At 71.9% G+C, this 18176-nt stretch carries 16 protein-coding genes; 4 read left to right on the top strand and 12 right to left on the bottom strand.

The window, feature by feature from the left end; translation table 11 throughout:
* Positions 1 to 203: 203 nt before the first annotated feature.
* The 3 genes from ACFWXC_RS29185 to ACFWXC_RS29175 are packed head-to-tail and all read left to right on the top strand — an operon-like array spanning position 204 to position 2898.
* Entirely contained in the window at positions 204 to 1040 is an 837-nt protein-coding gene (locus tag ACFWXC_RS29185) for a CPBP family intramembrane glutamic endopeptidase (RefSeq protein WP_384483266.1), read from the top strand.
* Positions 1037 to 2200 (top strand): sensor histidine kinase, encoded by a 1164-nt coding sequence (locus ACFWXC_RS29180; protein WP_384483265.1) that lies wholly within the window; start codon positions 1037 to 1039, stop codon positions 2198 to 2200. Before ACFWXC_RS29185 ends, ACFWXC_RS29180 begins: the two co-directional genes overlap by 4 nt.
* Before the next feature lie 23 nt (positions 2201 to 2223).
* Positions 2224 to 2898: a response regulator gene (locus ACFWXC_RS29175; RefSeq protein ID WP_384483264.1), complete on the top strand. Its 675-nt coding sequence runs from the start codon at positions 2224 to 2226 to the stop codon at positions 2896 to 2898.
* A 31-nt stretch (positions 2899 to 2929) separates the two neighbouring features.
* On the opposite strand, the gene ACFWXC_RS29170 is transcribed toward ACFWXC_RS29175, so the two are convergent.
* The 11 genes from ACFWXC_RS29170 to ACFWXC_RS29120 form a co-directional block, all read right to left on the bottom strand.
* A complete protein-coding gene (locus tag ACFWXC_RS29170; protein ID WP_384483263.1) occupies positions 2930 to 4108 on the bottom strand; it encodes an SUKH-4 family immunity protein in 1179 nt (392 codons plus the stop codon).
* 171 nt (positions 4109 to 4279) lie between these two features.
* The gene (locus tag ACFWXC_RS29165; protein WP_384483285.1) at positions 4280 to 4810 is read right to left on the bottom strand and encodes an AAA family ATPase; all 531 of its coding nucleotides are present in this window, start codon (positions 4808 to 4810) and stop codon (positions 4280 to 4282) included.
* A 2-nt stretch (positions 4811 to 4812) separates the two neighbouring features.
* Positions 4813 to 7125 carry a xanthine dehydrogenase family protein molybdopterin-binding subunit gene (locus ACFWXC_RS29160; RefSeq protein WP_384483262.1) on the bottom strand — a complete coding sequence of 771 codons (2313 nt, stop codon included), beginning with the start codon at positions 7123 to 7125 and terminating at the stop codon, positions 4813 to 4815.
* Positions 7122 to 8846: a 2Fe-2S iron-sulfur cluster-binding protein gene (locus tag ACFWXC_RS29155; RefSeq protein WP_384483261.1), complete on the bottom strand. Its 1725-nt coding sequence runs from the start codon at positions 8844 to 8846 to the stop codon at positions 7122 to 7124. The genes ACFWXC_RS29160 and ACFWXC_RS29155 overlap by 4 nt, the downstream gene beginning before the upstream one ends.
* On the bottom strand, positions 8843 to 9736 hold the full coding sequence (locus ACFWXC_RS29150) for an FAD binding domain-containing protein (protein ID WP_384483260.1): 894 nt from the start codon (positions 9734 to 9736) through the stop codon (positions 8843 to 8845). The genes ACFWXC_RS29155 and ACFWXC_RS29150 overlap by 4 nt, the downstream gene beginning before the upstream one ends.
* A 309-nt stretch (positions 9737 to 10045) precedes the next feature.
* Positions 10046 to 11695, bottom strand: coding sequence for a beta-N-acetylhexosaminidase (locus ACFWXC_RS29145; RefSeq protein WP_384483259.1), 1650 nt, complete (start codon positions 11693 to 11695; stop codon positions 10046 to 10048).
* Between the two features lie 4 nt (positions 11696 to 11699).
* Positions 11700 to 12545 (bottom strand): carbohydrate ABC transporter permease, encoded by an 846-nt coding sequence (locus ACFWXC_RS29140; RefSeq protein ID WP_384483258.1) that lies wholly within the window; start codon positions 12543 to 12545, stop codon positions 11700 to 11702.
* Positions 12546 to 12550: 5 nt separating this feature from the next.
* Positions 12551 to 13498 (bottom strand): carbohydrate ABC transporter permease, encoded by a 948-nt coding sequence (locus ACFWXC_RS29135; RefSeq protein ID WP_384483284.1) that lies wholly within the window; start codon positions 13496 to 13498, stop codon positions 12551 to 12553.
* A 35-nt stretch (positions 13499 to 13533) separates the two neighbouring features.
* Complete coding sequence (locus ACFWXC_RS29130) at positions 13534 to 14823, bottom strand: extracellular solute-binding protein (protein ID WP_384483257.1); 1290 nt, start codon at positions 14821 to 14823, stop codon at positions 13534 to 13536.
* A 248-nt stretch (positions 14824 to 15071) separates the two neighbouring features.
* The gene (locus ACFWXC_RS29125; protein ID WP_351701319.1) at positions 15072 to 15353 is read right to left on the bottom strand and encodes a DUF3039 domain-containing protein; all 282 of its coding nucleotides are present in this window, start codon (positions 15351 to 15353) and stop codon (positions 15072 to 15074) included.
* A gap of 52 nt (positions 15354 to 15405) precedes the next feature.
* Positions 15406 to 15978 (bottom strand): YqgE/AlgH family protein, encoded by a 573-nt coding sequence (locus tag ACFWXC_RS29120; RefSeq protein ID WP_351701322.1) that lies wholly within the window; start codon positions 15976 to 15978, stop codon positions 15406 to 15408.
* A gap of 251 nt (positions 15979 to 16229) precedes the next feature.
* Here ACFWXC_RS29120 and murA point away from each other — a divergent pair, with 251 nt between their 5' ends.
* Entirely contained in the window at positions 16230 to 17570 is a 1341-nt protein-coding gene (murA, locus tag ACFWXC_RS29115) for a UDP-N-acetylglucosamine 1-carboxyvinyltransferase (RefSeq protein ID WP_351746826.1), read from the top strand.
* Positions 17571 to 17673: 103 nt separating this feature from the next.
* On the opposite strand, the gene ACFWXC_RS29110 is transcribed toward murA, so the two are convergent.
* Positions 17674 to 17955, bottom strand: coding sequence for an HU family DNA-binding protein (locus ACFWXC_RS29110; protein WP_189268239.1), 282 nt, complete (start codon positions 17953 to 17955; stop codon positions 17674 to 17676).
* Positions 17956 to 18176 lie beyond the last annotated feature (221 nt).

Raw genomic sequence — 18176 nt, 5'->3', positions numbered from 1 at the left:
CGGATAAGGAGCTGTTCTGTGACAGTGCTGCAGCCGTGACGGGCGCCGCTCCCGTCCGCCGTCCCTCGCCTGGCCCCCTCTCTGTCCCCCGTGCGAGCTACGTGCAGGTGTCCACTGTGTGGTGACGATTCCGCGGGCCGCGATCCGTAGCGTTCGGGCCAGTTCCGGGGCGGTCGGGCCGCGGGTTCTGTGGAGGAGTCGTCATGAGGCTGGTCTGGCAGTTGTCGGCGGTGTCGGCGGTCGCCTTCGTCGGTGGGCAGGCGGTCGCCGCGGTGGAGGGGAACTGGTTTCTCACCCTGGCCCTCGGTGTGCTGACGGCCGTGGCCGCGGTGGTCGTCTACGGGTGGGTGGTACGGCGGACCGAGCACCGGCCGAGCACCGAGGTGGGGCGGGACGGCGCCCGGGCGGCGTTCGGGCGCGGTGCGCTGATAGGCGTGGTGACGTTCGCGTGCGTGATCGCGAACATCGCCTTTCTCGGGGACTACACGGTGCACGGGACGGGGTCGGTGACGGGCGCGGTGGGGCTGGTCGGGTTCATGGCCGCCGCCGCCACGACCGAGGAACTGCTGTTCCGGGGCGTTCTGTTCCGGATCGTCGAAGAACGCACCGGGACCTGGATCGCGCTGACGTCGACCGGTGTGCTGTTCGGGATGATGCACCTGCTCAACAAGGACGCGACCCTGTGGGGCGCCCTCGCCATCGCGATCGAGGCCGGCGGCATGCTCGGCGCCGCGTACGCCGCCACCCGCACCCTCTGGCTGCCGATCGGCCTGCACTTCGGCTGGAACTTCGCCGAGTCGGCGATCTTCGGCACCGAGGTCTCCGGCAGTGGCGCGCAGAAGGGGCTGCTGGACGCCTCCACCTCGGGGGCGCAGCTGATCACCGGCGGCGAGTTCGGGCCGGAGGCGAGCGTGTACTCGGTGCTGCTCGGGGTGCTGGTGACGGTCGCGTTCCTGCGGCTGGCCAAGCGGCGGGGGCACCTGGTGCCGCGCCGGCGCCGGGGCGTCCCGGCCGGCTCCGTCGCTACACTGCCCCGGTGATCGGTCCTCGGCAGGTGTCCGGGTGGTGGCACCGGCTCGACGTGACGGTCCGGGATCTGCCGCTCGGGCTGCTGGTCCTGGCCGGTTCCTTCCTGCCGGCACTGCACGGCAACGGGACCCAGGTCGGCGACCTGCCCGCCCGCCCCTTCGACGCGCTGGCCGGGCTGGCGCTCGGCCTGGAGTGCCTGCCGCTCGCCCTGCGCCGGCGGTGGCCGGCCGTCTCCCTCGCCCTGGTGTCGCTCGGCTTCGCCGTCGACCAGATCCGCGCCTACCACTCGGTCGCGGGGGTCGCGCTGCCCCTCGCCCTGCTGAGCACCGGCGCCCATCTGGACCGGCACCGGCGGGCCGCCGCGCTCCTGTTCTCCGCGGCCTACGTGCCGTTCGCGGTCGTGCTGCACCGGCTGGGGTCGGGGGGCGAGACGGCGAGCGAGTTCGTGACGTTCTATCTGGCGCTGGTCCTGGCGTGGGGTGCCGGGGCGTGGCTGCGGGCCACCCGGGCCGCGGAGGCCGCACACCGGCGACGGGTCGCCGAGGACACCCGCACCGCCGAACGCACCCGGATCGCCCGCGAGTTGCACGACGTGGTGACCCACCATGTGACGGCGATGGTGGTGCAGGCGGAGGCGGCGCGGTATCTGACCGCCGCGCCCGACCGGCTCGACCAGACGCTGACCGCCGTCTCCGACACCGGGCGGCGGGCCATCTCCGACCTGCGTCATCTGCTCGACCTGCTCAACCCCGACCACGGTGTCGGCACCGGTGTCAGGACGCCGCCCGCCGGCCGGCTGCTCACGCTGGTGGAGCAGACACGCCGGGCCGGGCAGCCGGTGGAGTTCACCGAGGAGGGCACCGCGACGCAGTCGGCGGGCAGTGCCGACCTGGTGGCCTACCGGGTGGTGCAGGAGGCTCTGACGAACGCCCTCAAGTACGCCCATGGCAGCCGCACTTCGGTGCTGGTGCGCCATGGTGAGAAGGAGATCACCGTGGAGGTCGGCACGGACGGGTCGGGCTCGGCCGCCGCGTCCCCCGGCGGGAGCGGGCGGGGCCTGGCCGGCCTCCGGGAGCGCGTGGACGTGCTGGGCGGCGAGTTCAGCGCCGGGCACGCGGCCGGCGGCGGCTTCGTCGTACGGGCCCGGATACCCGCCGGGAACCCGTCGTGACCCCGGCCCGCGGGGAGGCCGTCGTGAGCGCCACGGCCGGGGCGCCGATCCGCGTCCTGGTCTGCGACGACCAGGTGCTGATCCGCACGGGGCTGGCGACGATCATCGACGCCCAGCCCGACCTGGAGGTGGCCGGTGAGTGCGGGGACGGGCAGGCCGCGGTCGACCTCGCCGGCCGGCTGCGCCCGGACGTCGTCGTCATGGACGTCCGTATGCCGGTGCTCGACGGCATCGAGGCCACCCGGCTGCTGGCCGGGGCCGGGGTGCCGCATCCCGTGAAGGTGCTCGTGGTGACCACGTTCAACCTGGACGAGTACGTCTACGAGGCCCTGCGCGCGGGTGCGAGCGGCTTTCTGCTCAAGGACGCGCCGCCGGACCGGCTGCTGCACGGCATCCGGACCGTGGCCACCGGCGCGGCCCTGCTGGATCCCGAGGTGACCCGCCGGCTGGTCGGCCGGTACGCCGCCCGGATCCGCCCCGCCGACGGCGGCACCCCTGACGACATCCCGCTGACCCCGCGTGAGCTGGAGGTGCTGCGCCTGATCGCGGACGGCCTCTCCAACGGCGAGATCGCCGCGACCCTTCTGATCAGCCCGGAGACCGTCAAGACCTTCGTCTCCCGCATCCTCGCCAAGCTCGGCCTGCGTGACCGCGTCCAGGCGGTCGTCTACGCCTACCGCCAGGGGCTGGTGGTCTGACCTCCCCCGGTCCCGGCTCGCCTCCGGCCGCTCAGAGCACCCCGCCCGCCTCGTCCTGGAAGAGTTCCGTCCAGTAGTGCCAGTCGGCGTCCATCGTCGTGGGGGTGGGGTCGATCGTCGCCAGGGTGTGGAGCATGGTCGCGGCGAGCTGGTCGTAGGCCTCCGTGGTGAGTTCGTGGCCCAGGTGCTCGTCGATGGTGCGCTCGTGGTGGAGGAGCCACAGGGTGAAGGCGAGCGTGGAGACGTCCGTGTTGAGGGGGTAGAGGGTCGCCTCGGGCTGGGAGAAGTTGAGGATCGCGCCCGTGGTGCCGTCCACGACCAGGCTGTTGTCCTCGACCAGGTAGCCGAGGCGTATGAGGTGGTCGGCGTGGGGCGGCAGGGCGTCCAGGGGGAAGCCGCCCGGCTGTATGTCGGTGAAGTACTCCTTGAGCGTGGGCAGCGGGGCGTCCGGGTCGAGGTGGAACAGCACCGCGTCCTCCGGCAGGCCCGTCTCGCGCAGGAACCGGCGGGTCGGCTGGTGGGTGAGCGTCGGCGGGAAGTCGACCTCCTCGAAGCGGGCCACCCGGCCCTGCCCGAACTCCTGGTCCAGCAGCCGGGCCGGCAGGTCGACGGCGAGCCCGGAGTCCGTGCCGGGGCCCGCGACCAGGCTCAGCGGGCGGATCAGCGCCGTCGCCTTCCAGTACGGCGGGACCCGGCCGGCCGTGCCCTCCTCGAAGAGCTCCAGGAGCTTGCGGGAGGCCTCGGTCGCCGCCTTGGTGCCGTAGGTGCCGGCGAGGGAGGCGAAACGGCCGCGCAGGCCGGTCAGTTCCTCGGTGACCGCGGCGAAGCGCAGCAGCGTCTCCAGCGAGGGAGCCAGCGGGCGCGGCTCGGTCGGGTCGACCAGGTAGGCCGTGGTGATCTCGCCGGTGCCGCCGTCGAGGAGGATCGACTCCGTGTCCAGGCCGGCCGGGGCCAGCAACTCGCCTATCACCAGCCGGTCCCGGAGTTCCTCCGCGAGCCGGGACGGGCCGGCCGTGATGTCCGCGACGTCGGCGAGCGTGCGCAGGCCGGTCGTGCGCAGCGGTTCGAACGTCAACAGGCCGCCGGTGTCGGGGAGTCCGGGGCCGGTGAGCCACATGCGGGTCGGTTCGTGCGTGATGTAACGGTCCAGTTCTGCCTCGGTCAGCGTGATGGCCGCCGCACCGCTGCCGGTCGTGCTGGTCGTGCTCATCGCTGCCCCCGCGATCAAAGAGTTCAGGAAATGCAGGTGGGTCGGAGTGGTGTGCCGTAGGTCGTCCTGAGCAGGGCATGGCCTGCCGTCCGGGCTTCCCCTCCGAAACGGCCGTCCCCACTGCCCAGAACACTACGCCGCGCCACTGACAACGCCCCGTTGAAAAGGACGTCAGGCGACCCTCGCACGTTCCGTCCCGGTGAGAATCGCCGCCACCGTCTGTTCCACGGTCAACGCCGAGGTGTCCAGCCACAGCCCCAACACCTCGGTGTTCAGCCGTAGTTCGGCGTCCAGGTCGGCGATCGTCCACGCCGGTCCGTACCCGGTCTTCGGCCGCCCGGCCTCCCGCTCCGCCACCGCCTCGGGGCTGGGGGCGAGGACGACGACGTACAGCGGGCGGGTGCGGATCCGTTCGACGTACGACGTCAGCTCGGGGCCCAGCAGCACGTCCTGGACGATCGCCGTGAAGCCGGCCGCCGCGTAGGCGTCCGCCGTCGCCGCCGACAGGCTGTGGCGGAGGTGGAGTTGGGCCGTCGCCTCCGCGGAGGCCCCGGGCGTGTACTCCTGCCGGCCGGAGACGATCATCCGGCGGAAGACGTCGCCGCGCACGTGTGCGGCGCGTGGCAGCCGCTCGGCGAGCGCCTGGGCGACCGTCGACTTGCCCGACGCCATGATCCCCGCGATCACGACGACCCCGGACAGGCTCACTGGCCGGTGACCACCGCCGCCTGCGGGCGGATCGGGAGGCGGTTGACCGGGCGGCCGGTCGCCGCGCGGACGGCGGAGGCGATGGCCGCCGGGGACGTCACGACCGGTACCGCGCTGACCGACTTGGCGCCGAAGGGGGCGACCACGTCCCGTTCCTCGACGAGCTTGACGATCCGGATGTCCGGCGCGTCGAGGGCGGTCGGCAGGGCGTATCCGGTGAGGTCGGGGTGGCGGATCAGCCCGCGCGGGGTGCGCAGGTTCTCCGTGAGCGCGATGCCGACGCCCTGCGTGACACCGGCCTCGATCCGCGCGTTGAGCTGCGCCGGGTTGAGGATCCGGCCCACGTCCTGGGCGACGGCCAGCTCCACGACGCGTACCGAGCCGAGTTCGATGTCGACGTCGACGACCGCGCGGATCGCGCAGAAGGCGAGGCCGACGAAGGCGTCGCCCTGGCCTTCCGCGTTCAGCGGCTCGGTCGGGTGCGGGCGGCACTGTGCGGTGGCCCACAGTTCCTTGCCGTCCATCGCCTCGGTGACGGTGGTCGACAGGACGCCGTCGTACGACGTGATCTTGCCGTCGGTGATCTGGAGCAGCTCGGTGGACATGCCGAACTTGTGGGCGAGGGGCTGCAGGAGCTGGGTGCGGACCATCTTGGCGGCGCGTTCGACGGCGCCGCCGGAGACCCAGGTGTGGCGGCCGCGGCAGCCGGGGCCGGCCGGCGGCTGGTCGGTGTCGACGGGCGCCACGTGCACCTCGTCGATGCCGAGCGTGTCCTGGACGATCTGGCGGGCCAGCGTGGTGAAGCCCTGGCCGGTCTCCACGGCCGCGCAGAGCACGGTCGCGATGCCGTCGTGGACCTTGACGGTGGCCGTCGAGACCTCGTCGGCGCCCTCGGCGCCGAGCATGTGGACCATGCCGAGGCCGTAGCCGACGCCCCGGCGCACCGCGCCCGGCTCGCCCGCGCCCTCGGGGCCGCCGGGCAGCAGCCACTCGTCCTCGGGGGTGTCCTTGGGCAGCGCGGGGAGGGGGAAGTCCCGTACCGCCTGGAGCAGCTCGGCGACGGGGGCCGGGCAGGTCACCGTCTGGCCGATGGGGAGCACGTCGCCGGTGGCGAGGGCGTTGCGCAGGCGGATCTCGGCGGGGTCGATGCCGAGCTTCTTCGCCAGCTTGTCCATCTGCGCCTCGTAGGCGGCGCACACCTGCATGGCGCCCTCGCCGCGGACGTGGCCGGACGGCGGGTTGTTGGTGCGCACGGCCCAGCCCTCGATGAAGGCGTTCGGGACGACGTAGGGGCCGCAGGCGAAGGAGACCGCGGCGGCCAGGGACTCGGCGGAGGTGTCGGCGTAGGCGCCCGCGTCGAGCAGGATCTGCGCCTCGACCTTGACCAGCTTGCCGTCGGCGTCGGCGTGGTGCCGGTAGCGGAGCAGGGTGGGGTGGCGGTGGGCGTGGCCGAGGAAGGACTCCTCGCGCGTGGCGGTGAGTTTGACCGGGCAGCCGGTCTTCAGGGCGAGCAGGCCGAGCGGCAGCTGGAAGCCCTGGTCCTCGCGGTCGGCGGTGGCGCCCGGCACGCCGGTGACGACGATCTTCACCTGTTCGAGCGACAGGCCGTAGCAGGCGGCTGCCGTGTTGCGGTCGGTGTGCGGGTCGGTGGAGGCCAGGTACAGCTCGACCCCGCCGTCGGGGCGGGGCACGGCGAGTCCGGCCTCGGCGCCGATGGGGGCCGGGTCGGCGCGGCCGATGCGGTACTGGCCCTCGACGACGATCTCGCCGGCCGCGTCCGGGTCGCCGTGGTGCAGCGGGATGTGCCGGATCAGGTTGCCGTCGGGGTGCAGCGGCTCGGCCTCGAAGGCCTGCTCGGGGTCGATGACCGGGTCGAGCACCTCGTACTCGACGATGACGGCGGCGGCGGCCATGCGGGCCGTGTCGGGATGGTCGGCGGCGACGGCGGCGATGGGCTCCCCGTGGTGCCGTACGACCTCGGAGGCGAACACCGGGCGGTCCGGCGTGCCCCGGCCGTGGCGCGGGGTGCCGGGCACGTCCTCGTGGGTGATGACGGCCCGTACGCCGGGCATCTCGCGCGCGTGGCTGGTGTCGATCGACACGATGCGCGCGTGCGGGTGCGGGGAGCGCAGCACGGCCGCCCAGAGGAGGCCCTCGGCCCACAGGTCGGCGGCGTAGGGGAAGGTGCCCTCGGTCTTCGCGCGCGCGTCGGCGGGCGGCAGCGACACGCCGAGGCCGTGCGGCAGCAGCTCGGGGGCGGGGAGGGCGCTCTCCGCGGCGGTGGTCGTGGTGACGGTCTCGTTGGTCACGCCTGGCCTCCGTCCGAGCCGTAGGGCTGGTCGCCGTAGCTCTGACTCTGGTCGCCGAACGTCTGGTCACCGCCGTACGTCTGGTCGTACGACTGCTCGCGCCGGGCGTCGTACGACGACTGCTCGCGCTGGGCGGGGGACGCGAAGGTGCCCGGGGAGTCGAACGCCGACGCGTTGACGCCGCCGGCTCCCGGTCCCGCCTGATGCGGAATACGGGCCTCGTCGCCGTCCGTCTCAGCGTCGGCGGCGGCGTGTGCCTCGCGTTCGGCGACGACCTCCTGGACGGCGTCCAGGACGCCCCGGTAGCCCGAGCAGCGGCAGAGGTTGCCGCACAGGGCCTGGCGGGTCTCCATCTCGGTGGGGGCCGGGTTGCCTTCCAGCAGGTCGTGGACGGTCATGGCCATGCCCGGGACGCAGAAGCCGCACTGGACCGCTCCGCGGAGGGCGAGCGCGCGCTGGACGTCGGAGGGCCGGCCGTCCTGGGCGAGGCCCTCGACGGTGCGGACCTCGCTGCCGGCGGCGGTGACCGCGGGGACCAGGCAGGAGGCGACCAGGCGGCCGTCGACCTGGACGTTGCAGGCGCCGCATTCGCCCTGGGAGCAGCCGTCCTTGGCGCCGGCCAGGCCGAGGCGTTCGCGGAGGACGTAGAGGAGGGACTCGCCGATCCAGGCGTCGGTGACGGGGCGGTCGGTGGCGTTGACGCGCAGGACGTAGGAGGCGAGGGGGTGGTCGTCGACCGCCTCGGCTTCGCCTTCGGCGTGTTCCTCGCCGCCCGCGGCATCCGTGCGGCCCTCGTCGTCGGATGCGGGTGACCCCTGTGGGGGCGCATCGCCGTCGGTGGTCTGCGGGTCGAAGCGCCCGGCGGGGTGCTGGGCGGGTGCGCCGTGGGGTTCGTCGGCCTCGCCGGCTTCGGCCGGGCGGGCGGGGGCCGCGGCCGCGTTGCCCGCGTGGCCGACGGCGGCCTCGTCTCCGGCCGAGGTCCGTTCACCGGTGCCGGGCGACTCGCCGACCGCGCGGCGTGCGGCGGCGTCAAGTGACTCCCCGACCGCCCGGAGTTCGCCCGTATCGACCTGTTCGCCCGGTTCGTTCGTCGCGATCGCGCCGGGCGCAGGCGCCGCACCGGCGGCCTCGAGAGGGAAACCCGGGGCCGGAGTGCCGCCGTGGCCCGCCGGGGCGCCTGAGGGTGCCCCAGGGGCCTCCGTGGGGTGTTCCCAGGCCTGGACCTCGGCGGCCCAGGGTGCGGGCGCACCGCCCGGCAGGGTCGCCGGCGGCGTGCCGCCCCACTGCTCCATGAGCGCGGATGTGGTGAACTCGCCCGATTCGTCCGGAACATCACCGCTCGCGACCGGGATGGACCACTGCCCGGTCACATCGTGACCGGGCGCGGGCGGCGGCTCCTCGTACGTCCACTGCTGGGTCGCCGCCGGGTGGTACGTGAACCGGTCGTCGGCGGGCCGCTCCTGGGGGACCGCGTTCGGGTCGGGCCACTGGGCACCGTCGGCCGGGCCCCAGGTCTCCGTGCCGGGGGCGACCGCTATCTGCGGCGGCACATAGCCGTGCCCGGGCGCGGCCAGGGGGCTGTCACGGGCCAGCAGGGCCTCGATGCCGCCCTCGGGGAGTTTCACGAAGGCGGTCGCGCCGTCGTCGTAGTCGCCCTGGGGCAGCGGGTCCCAGCGGCCGCCACCCGAGGGCGCGCCCTCTCCGTGCTGGTCGTCGGTCATGACAGCGCCCTCCCCAGTGCTCGTCGGGCCAGCGCGGCGACGGTGCGCCGCAGGTGCAGTACGGCAGGCGGAAGCGGCGGTACCGAGCCGTCCGGCTCGGGTGCCGCGTCGGGGATGCAGGCGGCCGCGACGTACTCGCCGAAGGCGTGCAGCGCCTCCGGGACGAGCGCGCGGTCGTTGTCCCAGTCGATCAGCCGGGCCACCCACTGCTCGGCCTCCAGCGGCCGCAGCGGCATCGGCGCTATGGCTCCGACGGCGCATCTGACCCCGCGCCGGGCGGGGTCGAGGACGAGCGCAACGGAGGCCACCGAGCGGCCGGGGCCGGTGCGGCCCGTGGCCTTCAGGAACACCTGCGGGGCGTGCAGCAGCGGCACGCGCACGAAGCCGATCAGCTCGCCGCCGCGGAGCATCTCCACGCCGGCCAGCAGGTGCGACACCGGGATCTCCCGGCGGGATCCGCCCGGTCCCGCGATGATCAGCGTCGCCTCCAGGGCGGCGAGCACCGGCAGCGCGTCGCCGGTGGGCGCGGCCGTGGCGATGTTGCCGCCCAGGGTGCCCGCGTTGCGGATGTGCGGCGGACCGGCGGCCCGCGCGGCGGCGGCGAGCGCCGGGATCAGGGCCGCGAAGTCGGGGCGGCCCATGCGCGCGTGCGTGAGTCCGGCGCCGAGCAGCGCGTTGCCGTCCTGGTACTGCCAGCCGCGGATCTCGCTGATCCGGCCGAGGCCGACCAGGGCGGCGGGCCGGAGCTGCCCGGAGTTGACGGCGGCCATCAGGTCGGTACCGCCCGCCACGGGGACCGCGGCGGGCATGGCGGTGAGGGCTGCCACGGCTTCGTTCAGCGTCGTGGGCAGCGTGACGGCCTGCGCCGCCTGCGGTGCGTGCGTGGTCAAAACCGGCTGCCCCTTCCCGCTGCCCCCACCTGGTCCCACCTGTGTGGCCGTACGGTACGTGCTCACAGGGCGGACGTGGCAACTCTGGCACATCTTCGCAAGCCTCGAACGCACGGGTCCGCTAGGAGGCATTCGCCCACCTCACCGGCGACTTGATCCGTTTTCGTACGCCATCACCAGTGCGTACCGATTGACACTCTTCGGTGATCCTTGGGGTCTTTTTCCATTTCGCGTTCGGAGCGAGGAGAGGGGCTGAGAGGGGCCGGGAGGAGCCGTGGCAGGGGCAGCCGGAGAGCGGCCGGGCAGGGGCTAGCGGTTCGGGGGCGGGCCGTCGAGCGGGCGGCCCGGCACCCCGGGGCGCCGCTGCCAGGGCAGCGGTCCGGCCGGCGGGCGGTAGGCGACCCCCAGGGCGTCCAGCCGCCGGAAATGGGCGGCCATACGGTGCTCGAAGCCGGCGAAGTCCCGTTGCCCCGGCGCCGGGAGAGCGCTCCAGGCGACCTCCGCGAAGGCGGCGAGCCGGGGGAAGGCCTGGTAGTCCACGCGCGCGTGGTCCTCCATCACCTCGGTCCAGACGTTGGCCTGGGTGCCCAGCACCCGACCCGCCTCGGACGCGTCAAGGCCCGGCGGAACGGGCTCGAACCGGTACACGTCCTCCAGGGTGCGGACGTATCCGATCGGCACGGGCTCGTCGGCGCCGTCGGCCTGCCGGTGGTCCAGGTACACATGCTGCTCGGGGCACATGACGACGTCGTGCCCGGCCCGCGCGGCCGCGATCCCGCCGCCGTAGCCGCGCCACGACGACACGGCCGCGCCCTCGGCGAGCCCGCCCTCCAGGATCTCGTCCCAGCCGATCAGCCTGCGCCCGCGCGCGGAAAGCCACTTGGCGAAGTGACGGATGAACCACGACTGCAGCTCGTCCTCGTCGGCGAGCCCGAGTTCCTTCCTCCGCGCCTGCACGGCCGGCGAGGCCCGCCACTGGTCCTTGGGGCATTCGTCGCCGCCGACGTGAATGAACGCCGAGAACTCGGCGGCGTCCGCCGGGAACAGCTCCAGCACTTCCTCGAACACCCCCTCGTAGAAGCGCAGGGTGTTGTCAGTGGGGGCGAGTACGTTCGGAGAGATCCCCCAGGAGTCCCAGACCGAGAGGGCGGAAGTGTCGATGACGTCGGTGTTGCCGAGTTCCGGATACGCGGTGATGGCGGCCTGCGAGTGGCCGGGCACGTCGATTTCGGGGACGACCGTGATATGCCGCGCGGCCGCGTAGGCGACGATCTCCCGGATGTCGTCCTGGGTGTAGTAGCCGCCGTGCGGCTTCTCCTCCCACAGCGGTGAGGCCCGGTGGCCGAATTTCGTGCGGGCCCGCCAGGAGCCGACCTCGGTGAGCCGTGGGTGGCGCTCGATCTGGATGCGCCAGCCCTGGTCGTCCGTCAGATGGAAGTGGAAGACGTTGAGTTTGTGCGCCGCCATGAGATCCAGGTAGCGCAGGACGCCTTCCTTGGGCATGAAGTGCCGGGCGACGTCCAGCATGAGGCCGCGCCAGCGGAATCGGGGGGCGTCGTGGACGGCGACGGCGGGCACTTCCCAGGAGCGCTGCGGGGTGACCGGGGCACGGCGGAAGGCATCCGGACCGAGGAGCTGACGGAAGGTCTGTGCGCCGTGGAACACGCCGGCCTCGCTCGCCCCGACGATGGCGACGCCCTGACCGTCCACGGTGAGGCGGTACGCCTCGCGGCTGCCGAGTTCGTCGGCGAGCGGCGGCGCGATCCACAGGCGGATACGGGGGCCTTCGCCGTCTTCGGACGGCCACAGCGGCAGGCCGGTCGCGGTGCCGACCGTCGTACGCAGCCAGTCCACGACACGCCAGGTGCCGCGGCCGCCCGTGATCTTCGTGTCCTCGTCGAGGACGAACGCCTGCCCACCCGGGGTGTCGACGCGCGACGGCGCCGGAATCAGTTCCATGACCTCAGTCCTTAACCGCTCCGGCCAGTCCGGAGACCAGCCGTCGCTGTACGAGTACGAAGAACACCAGCACCGGAACCGTCATCACCGTGGACGCCGCCATGACCCCGCCCCAGTCCGGGTCGTCCGGCTTGAAGAACACCAGCAGCGCCATCGGCAGCGTGGACTGCGAAGTGTCACTGATGATGAAGGACTTGGCGAAGAGGAAGTCGTTCCAGGCGGAGATGAAGGAAAACACGCTCGTGGCCACCAGACCCGGCAGCACGAGCGGGAAAAGGATCTGCCAGAGAAAGCGCGACCGGCTCGCCCCGTCGATGTACGCGGCCTCCTCCAGCACCTCCGGCACCCCTTTCACGAACCCTCGCAGCATCCAGATCGCGAAGGGCAGCGAGAAGGCGATGTGGGGCAGGATCAGCGAGCCCAGCGTGTTCAGCAGACCGAAGTCCCGCATCTGGAAGAACAAGGGGATGGTGAGGGCCTCCACGGGCACCATCTGGGCCACCAGAAACATGATCAGCAGGGTGGTCCGGAAGCGGAACCGGAATCGGGTCACGGCGGTCGCGGCGAGAAAGGCGATCAGCGCCGAGACGATGACCACACTGCCCGCGACGACAAGGCTGTTGACGAAGTAGCGGCCGAATTCCTGCTGCCCGAAGACCCGCCGGAAGGAGTCCAGAGAGGGCGCGAGAGTCCATGGCCGGGGCCGGTCGGACTCGACCTCACCGGCCGGTTTGAAGGCGCCCAGCACCATCCAGTACAGCGGAAAGGCGACCACGGCGGCGATCGCCAGCGCCGCCGCCTCGGCGGCCAGCCGCCCCGGCCGCCGGACCAGCCCGCGCACAAGATTCACGACGGTCACAGCTCCTCCCCCTGCCGGCGCAGCAGCCGCAGGTAGCCGAGGGTCACGGCGAGCAGGATCAGCAGCGTGACGACACCGATGGCGGCGCCGAGCCCGTACTGCGAGGACGCGAAGGCCTGCTGATAGGCGTACACGTTGAGCACCAGGTTCTGCCCGGCGATCCCGCCCCCGCCGGTCATCACGTAGATCTGCGTGAAGATCTTGAAGTCCCAGATCACCGACTGGATGGTGACGACCGTCAGGATCGGCCGGAGCATCGGCGCCAGCACCGACCGCCAGGTCCGCCACTGCGAGGCACCGTCCAGCGCGGCGGCCTCCAGCACCTCGGACGGTACGGCGCGGATCCCGGCGTACACGGTGACCATCACGAACGGGAAGGAGCACCAGACCACTTCGAGCAGGACGAGGAGGAAGGCGCTGTACCGCCCGTACGTCCAGGAGTGGTCACCGAGCCCGAGGACACGGTTGACGGGCCCGAAGTCCGGGTCGAAGAGGAACAGCCAGACGGTCGACCCGGTGACCGCCGGGGTCGCCCAGGCCCCGAGCGCGGCCAGCATCAACGCCAGCCGGGGCACCGCCCGCACCCGTGTGAGCAACACGGCGAGCGCACACCCGACGGCGAGCGTCGACACGACACAGGCGGCGGCGAAGCCGACGGTGGCCAGCAGGACCGACCAGAACTGGTCGTCCCCGAAGACCTCCGAGTAGTTGTCGAGCCCGACAAAGGCGGTCGGCTCCCCACCACTGACCTGAGCCTGGGTGTACCGGAATACGGAGATCAGCCCGAGCTGGTAGATGGGGTAGACCAGCAGTCCCCCGAGGACCACAAGAGCAGGCGCGAGATACAGCCAAGGGCTCCACCCCGCGCCCCCATAGGGGCGCGGGGCTGTGCTGAATTTGCGGCTGCCGCCGCGTGGGCGCGACAAGCCACGACGCTCCCGCAGTCGCGCAGGCACCGCAGCCCCCACCCCCGTGGGCGTCACCCGGCCGCCCCGAACGCCGCATCCATCTTCTCCGCCGCCTCCCCCGAAGCCGCCGCCACGCTCTTCTTGCCGCTGATGACCTCCTGGAACATCGTCGGCAGCACCAGCGACGAGTCGATCCCCGACCACCCCGCCGAGGCCGGCACGAACTTCGTCCCCGCGGCCAGCGTCTGTACGAACGGCTTCACGAACGGCTCCTTGGCCGCCGCCTGGTCACGGACGTCCTTGAACGTCGGCAGGAAACCCATCGCGTCGAACATCGCCGCCTGCGTCTTCTTGGCGGTCAGCTCCTCCATCAGCTGGACGGCCAGCGTCCGGTGCGTCGTGCTCTTCAGCACCCCGACGTTGTTGCCGCCCGCGAAGGCCGGCGCGATGGATCCGGCTGTGACCCCCGGCAGCGGCACCACCGCGTACTTGCCCTTGACGGTCCCCGCCTCCACGGCCGCATGGCTGAAGTCGCCGCCGATCGCCATGCCCGCCTTGCCGGCCGCGAACGCGGTGACCGTGTCGTTGCCGCCGAAGCCCGCGCACTTGGCGGCCGGGCAGTTGTCGTCGCCGAAGAGTGCCGTGTACTCCTTGATGCCCTTCTGGGCGGCCGCGCTGTCGATCGCCGAGGTGTACGAGGTGCCCTTGGCCGTGGCGAGTTCGCCGCCGTCGGCCCAGATGAAGGGCATCGCGCCGTAGGTGTAGGCGCCGCCGACGACCAGGCCGTACAGGTCGGGTTTCGCCTTGCGGACGGCACGGGCCGTGGACGCCAGCTCGGCCAGGGTCGCCGGCGGCTTCAGGCCGAGTTCCCTGAAGACGTCCGTGCGGTAGTAGAGGGCGCGGACGCCGACGTAGAAGGGGGCGCCGTAGACCTTGCCGGCGACGGTGACCGACTGGCGTGCGGTCGGGTCGGTGTCCTTGGCCGCGGGCCACGCGCCGAAGTCCTTGGTGACGTCGAGCAGTCCGCCGTCCCGCACGTAACCGGCGGTGTCGGTGTTGCCGTACTCCATCACGTCGGGGGCCGACTCCGGGTCGTTGAACGCGGCCTTGACCCGCTGCGCGCGGGTGTCGACCGGGATGTACTCCACGTCGACCTTGGTGCCGGAGTGCGCCTTCTCGAAGTCGGCGACGACCGAGTCGACGACCTTCTGCTTGGGGTCGTTGCCGACCTCCTGGAAGAGCCACACCCGCAGGGTGCCGCTCTTGTCGTCCTTGTCGGAGGCGGAGTTGGAGGAGGTCTGCGGGGCGCAGGCCGCCAGGAACAGGGCGGCGACGAGGAATGCGGGGACGGGGAGCTTCATGGAGTGACCCTCCGGGGCGCGCTGAAGCGTAAGCGTTCGAGGCACTGCACACACTGCATCCGTTGCAACATGTGCAACGGTGGTTTCGCTCTGCACAACACCACGGAGGGTAGGGACAACATGAACATGCCGACAAGAGGTCTCGACCACTCTGTGACCGGCGGACGCACCCTGTGCAACGCGCGGGCACGACAAAGGCCCCGGAGCACGCCAAAGCGCGCCCGGGGCCTCGAAAGATCCGGGGGGTGTTACTTGTCCTTGCCGCCCTCGCCGTCGCCGCCGCTGCCCATGGAGTCGTAGATCTCCTTGCACATGGGGCACACGGGGTACTTCTTCGGGTCGCGGCCCGGCACCCACACCTTGCCGCACAGCGCCACGACGGGGGTGCCGTCGAGGGCGCTCGCCATGATCTTGTCCTTCTGGACGTAGTGGGCGAAGCGCTCGTGGTCGCCGTCGCCGTGGGACACCTGTGGCGTCGGCTCTACGAGGGTCCCCGTACCAGTCCCGCGCTCGGGCTCAAGAGTGCTCATAAGTGCCAAGGGTACTGAAGCGTCCGGGCAACGGTTGTGACAAGGCCCACCGTCAGTTGAGCGAGGCGTCGTCCGGGTAGGTGGCCACCATCGCCAGCTCGTTGCGCTGGCGGCGGAGCACCTCGCGCCAGAGTCTCTCGGGGGACGGCGAGGAGACGTCGCCGGGCTCCGACTCGACGACGTACCAGGCGCCCTCGACCAGTTCGTCCTCCAGCTGGCCGGGGCCCCAGCCGGCGTAACCGGCGAAGATCCGCAGGGAGCCGAGGGCCGAGGCGAGCAGCTCCGGCGGGGCCTCCAGGTCGACCAGGCCGATCGCGCCGTGCACCCGGCGCCAGCCGAGCGGGGCCCGGTCGCCGTTGCCGCCGCCCGGGATGACCGCGACGCCGAGCGCGGAGTCCAGCGACACCGGGCCGCCCTGGAAGACGACCCCGGGCTCGCCGGCGAGTGCGGCCCAGCCCTCCAGGATGTCCCGGACGTCCACCGGGGTGGGACGGTTGAGGACGACACCGAGGGAGCCCTCCTCGTCGTGGTCGAGAAGGAGCACCACCGCGCGGTCGAAGTTCGGGTCCGCCAGGGCGGGCGTGGCCACGAGCAGCCGCCCTGTGAGCGAGGACACCTCGGTCATGCCTGACATGATCCCGCATCTTCCCCTCGCGTGGGGAGCCAACGGGGGTGTGGGAGTGAATGCAGCTCAGGGAGGAAGGAAGCACTCCCGGCGCACGGCGACGGGCGGTGACCCCATGTGCCCGATTAGGAACCGTTCGTGTTGTGACACAGCTATGACGTAGCTGGGCGGTCCTTGGGCTTACGGCAGGGGGCCGATGGGCGATTACTCTGTCTCTCCGGCCCTGCCCCACTCCACGGAACGCGAGATTCATGACCGTCAACGACGATGTCCTGCTTGTCCATGGCGGCACCCCGCTGGAGGGCGAGATCCGTGTCCGCGGTGCGAAGAACCTCGTACCGAAGGCCATGGTCGCCGCCCTGCTGGGCAGTGCGCCGAGTCGGCTGCGCAACGTTCCGGACATCCGTGACGTGCGTGTCGTACGCGGCCTGCTCCAGCTGCACGGGGTGACGGTCCGTCCGGGTGAGGAGCCCGGGGAGCTGGTGCTGGATCCGACGTACGTGGAGAGCGCGAACGTCGCTGACATCGATGCCCACGCGGGGTCCAGCCGGATCCCGATCCTGTTCTGCGGCCCGCTGCTGCACCGCCTGGGGCACGCGTTCATCCCGGGCCTGGGCGGCTGTGACATCGGCGGTCGCCCCATCGACTTCCACTTCGACGTGCTGCGGCAGTTCGGCGCGACCATCGAGAAGCGGGCCGACGGCCAGTACCTGGAGGCGCCGAAGGGCCTGCGCGGCACCAAGATCCGGCTGCCGTACCCGTCCGTCGGCGCGACCGAGCAGGTGCTGCTGACGGCCGTACTCGCCGAGGGCGTCACGGAGTTGTCCAACGCGGCCGTCGAGCCGGAGATCGAGGACCTCATCTGCGTGCTGCAGAAGATGGGCGCGATCATCGCGATGGACACCGACCGGACCATCCGCATCACCGGTGTGGACAAGCTCGGCGGCTACACCCACCGCGCCCTGTCGGACCGTCTGGAGGCCGCCTCCTGGGCGTCGGCGGCGCTGGCGACCGAGGGCAACATCTACGTCCGGGGCGCCCAGCAGCGCTCGATGATGACGTTCCTGAACACCTACCGCAAGGTGGGCGGTGCCTTCGAGATCGACGACGAGGGCATCCGCTTCTGGCACCCGGGCGGCCAGCTGAAGTCGATCGCCCTGGAGACGGACGTGCACCCCGGCTTCCAGACCGACTGGCAGCAGCCGCTGGTGGTCGCCCTGACCCAGGCCACGGGTCTCTCCATCGTCCACGAGACGGTGTACGAGTCGCGGCTCGGCTTCACCTCCGCGCTGAACCAGATGGGTGCGCACATCCAGCTCTACCGCGAGTGCCTGGGCGGCGCGGCCTGCCGCTTCGGGCAGCGCAACTTCCTGCACTCCGCGGTCGTCTCCGGGCCGACCAAGCTCCAGGGCGCCGACCTGGTCATCCCCGACCTGCGCGGCGGCTTCTCGTACCTGATCGCGGCCCTGGCGGCCCAGGGCACGTCCCGGGTCCACGGCATCGACCTCATCAACCGCGGCTACGAGAACTTCATGGAGAAGCTCGTGGAACTGGGTGCGAAGGTCGAACTGCCGGGCAAGGCACTCGGCTGACGCCCGGGCAGACGGTATGACGATGGGGCGGCCCCTGGTGGAGGGGCCGCCCCGTCGTCGTGTTACGCGCCGTACGCCGTCCCGTGGCCTACGGACGGCAAGGTCACTTGCCCTTCGCGGATTCCTTCAGCTTCGAGCCCGCGGAGACCTTCACGCTGAAGCCGGCGGGGATGTTGATCGGCTCGCCGGTCTGCGGGTTGCGCGCGGTGCGGGCGGCACGGTGGGTGCGCTCGAAGGTCAGGAAGCCGGGGATGGTGACCTTCTCGTCGCCCTTGGAGACGATGTCGCCGACGACGTCGGCGAACGCGGCCAGCACGGCGTCGGCGTCCTTGCGAGTCACCTCGGCACGGTCGGCCAGCGCGGCCACCAGCTCACTGCGGTTCATGTTGTTACTCCCGTGTTCTTCTTGCCATGGAGGCGTGCCACGCGGCGGAGCCGCATGTTGGGCCGGGACGCATCCTGCCCCCACCTGCGGCGGGAACGCCAATCCGTTGCCGCACATACCCTACGGGGGGGCCGAAGGGGGGGTTTCACGACGCGCCGATTGGATGGCGTGGCAAGTTTCACAGACGTTTACTGGGGGCTGCTGCCCCCAGACCCCTGCAA

It is taken from the genome of Streptomyces sp. NPDC058683, from assembly GCF_042716195.1.
Taxonomy (GTDB): domain Bacteria; phylum Actinomycetota; class Actinomycetes; order Streptomycetales; family Streptomycetaceae; genus Streptomyces.
Note: the sequence above shows the minus strand (reverse complement) of the source record. Positions and strands in the feature narration are given on the sequence as shown.

Excerpts from the sequence above, each read along its gene's own strand:
- ACFWXC_RS29185 (WP_384483266.1), top strand. The coding sequence starts at position 204 with ATGAGGCTGGTCTGGCAGTTGTCGGCGGTGTCGGCGGTCGCCTTCGTC.
- ACFWXC_RS29170 (WP_384483263.1), bottom strand. The coding sequence starts at position 4,108 with ATGAGCACGACCAGCACGACCGGCAGCGGTGCGGCGGCCATCACGCTG.
- ACFWXC_RS29155 (WP_384483261.1), bottom strand. The coding sequence starts at position 8,846 with ATGACCGACGACCAGCACGGAGAGGGCGCGCCCTCGGGTGGCGGCCGC.
- ACFWXC_RS29145 (WP_384483259.1), bottom strand. The coding sequence starts at position 11,695 with ATGGAACTGATTCCGGCGCCGTCGCGCGTCGACACCCCGGGTGGGCAG.
- ACFWXC_RS29130 (WP_384483257.1), bottom strand. The coding sequence starts at position 14,823 with ATGAAGCTCCCCGTCCCCGCATTCCTCGTCGCCGCCCTGTTCCTGGCG.
- ACFWXC_RS29125 (WP_351701319.1), bottom strand. The coding sequence starts at position 15,353 with ATGAGCACTCTTGAGCCCGAGCGCGGGACTGGTACGGGGACCCTCGTA.
- ACFWXC_RS29120 (WP_351701322.1), bottom strand. The coding sequence starts at position 15,978 with ATGACCGAGGTGTCCTCGCTCACAGGGCGGCTGCTCGTGGCCACGCCC.
- murA (WP_351746826.1), top strand. The coding sequence starts at position 16,230 with ATGACCGTCAACGACGATGTCCTGCTTGTCCATGGCGGCACCCCGCTG.
- ACFWXC_RS29110 (WP_189268239.1), bottom strand. The coding sequence starts at position 17,955 with ATGAACCGCAGTGAGCTGGTGGCCGCGCTGGCCGACCGTGCCGAGGTG.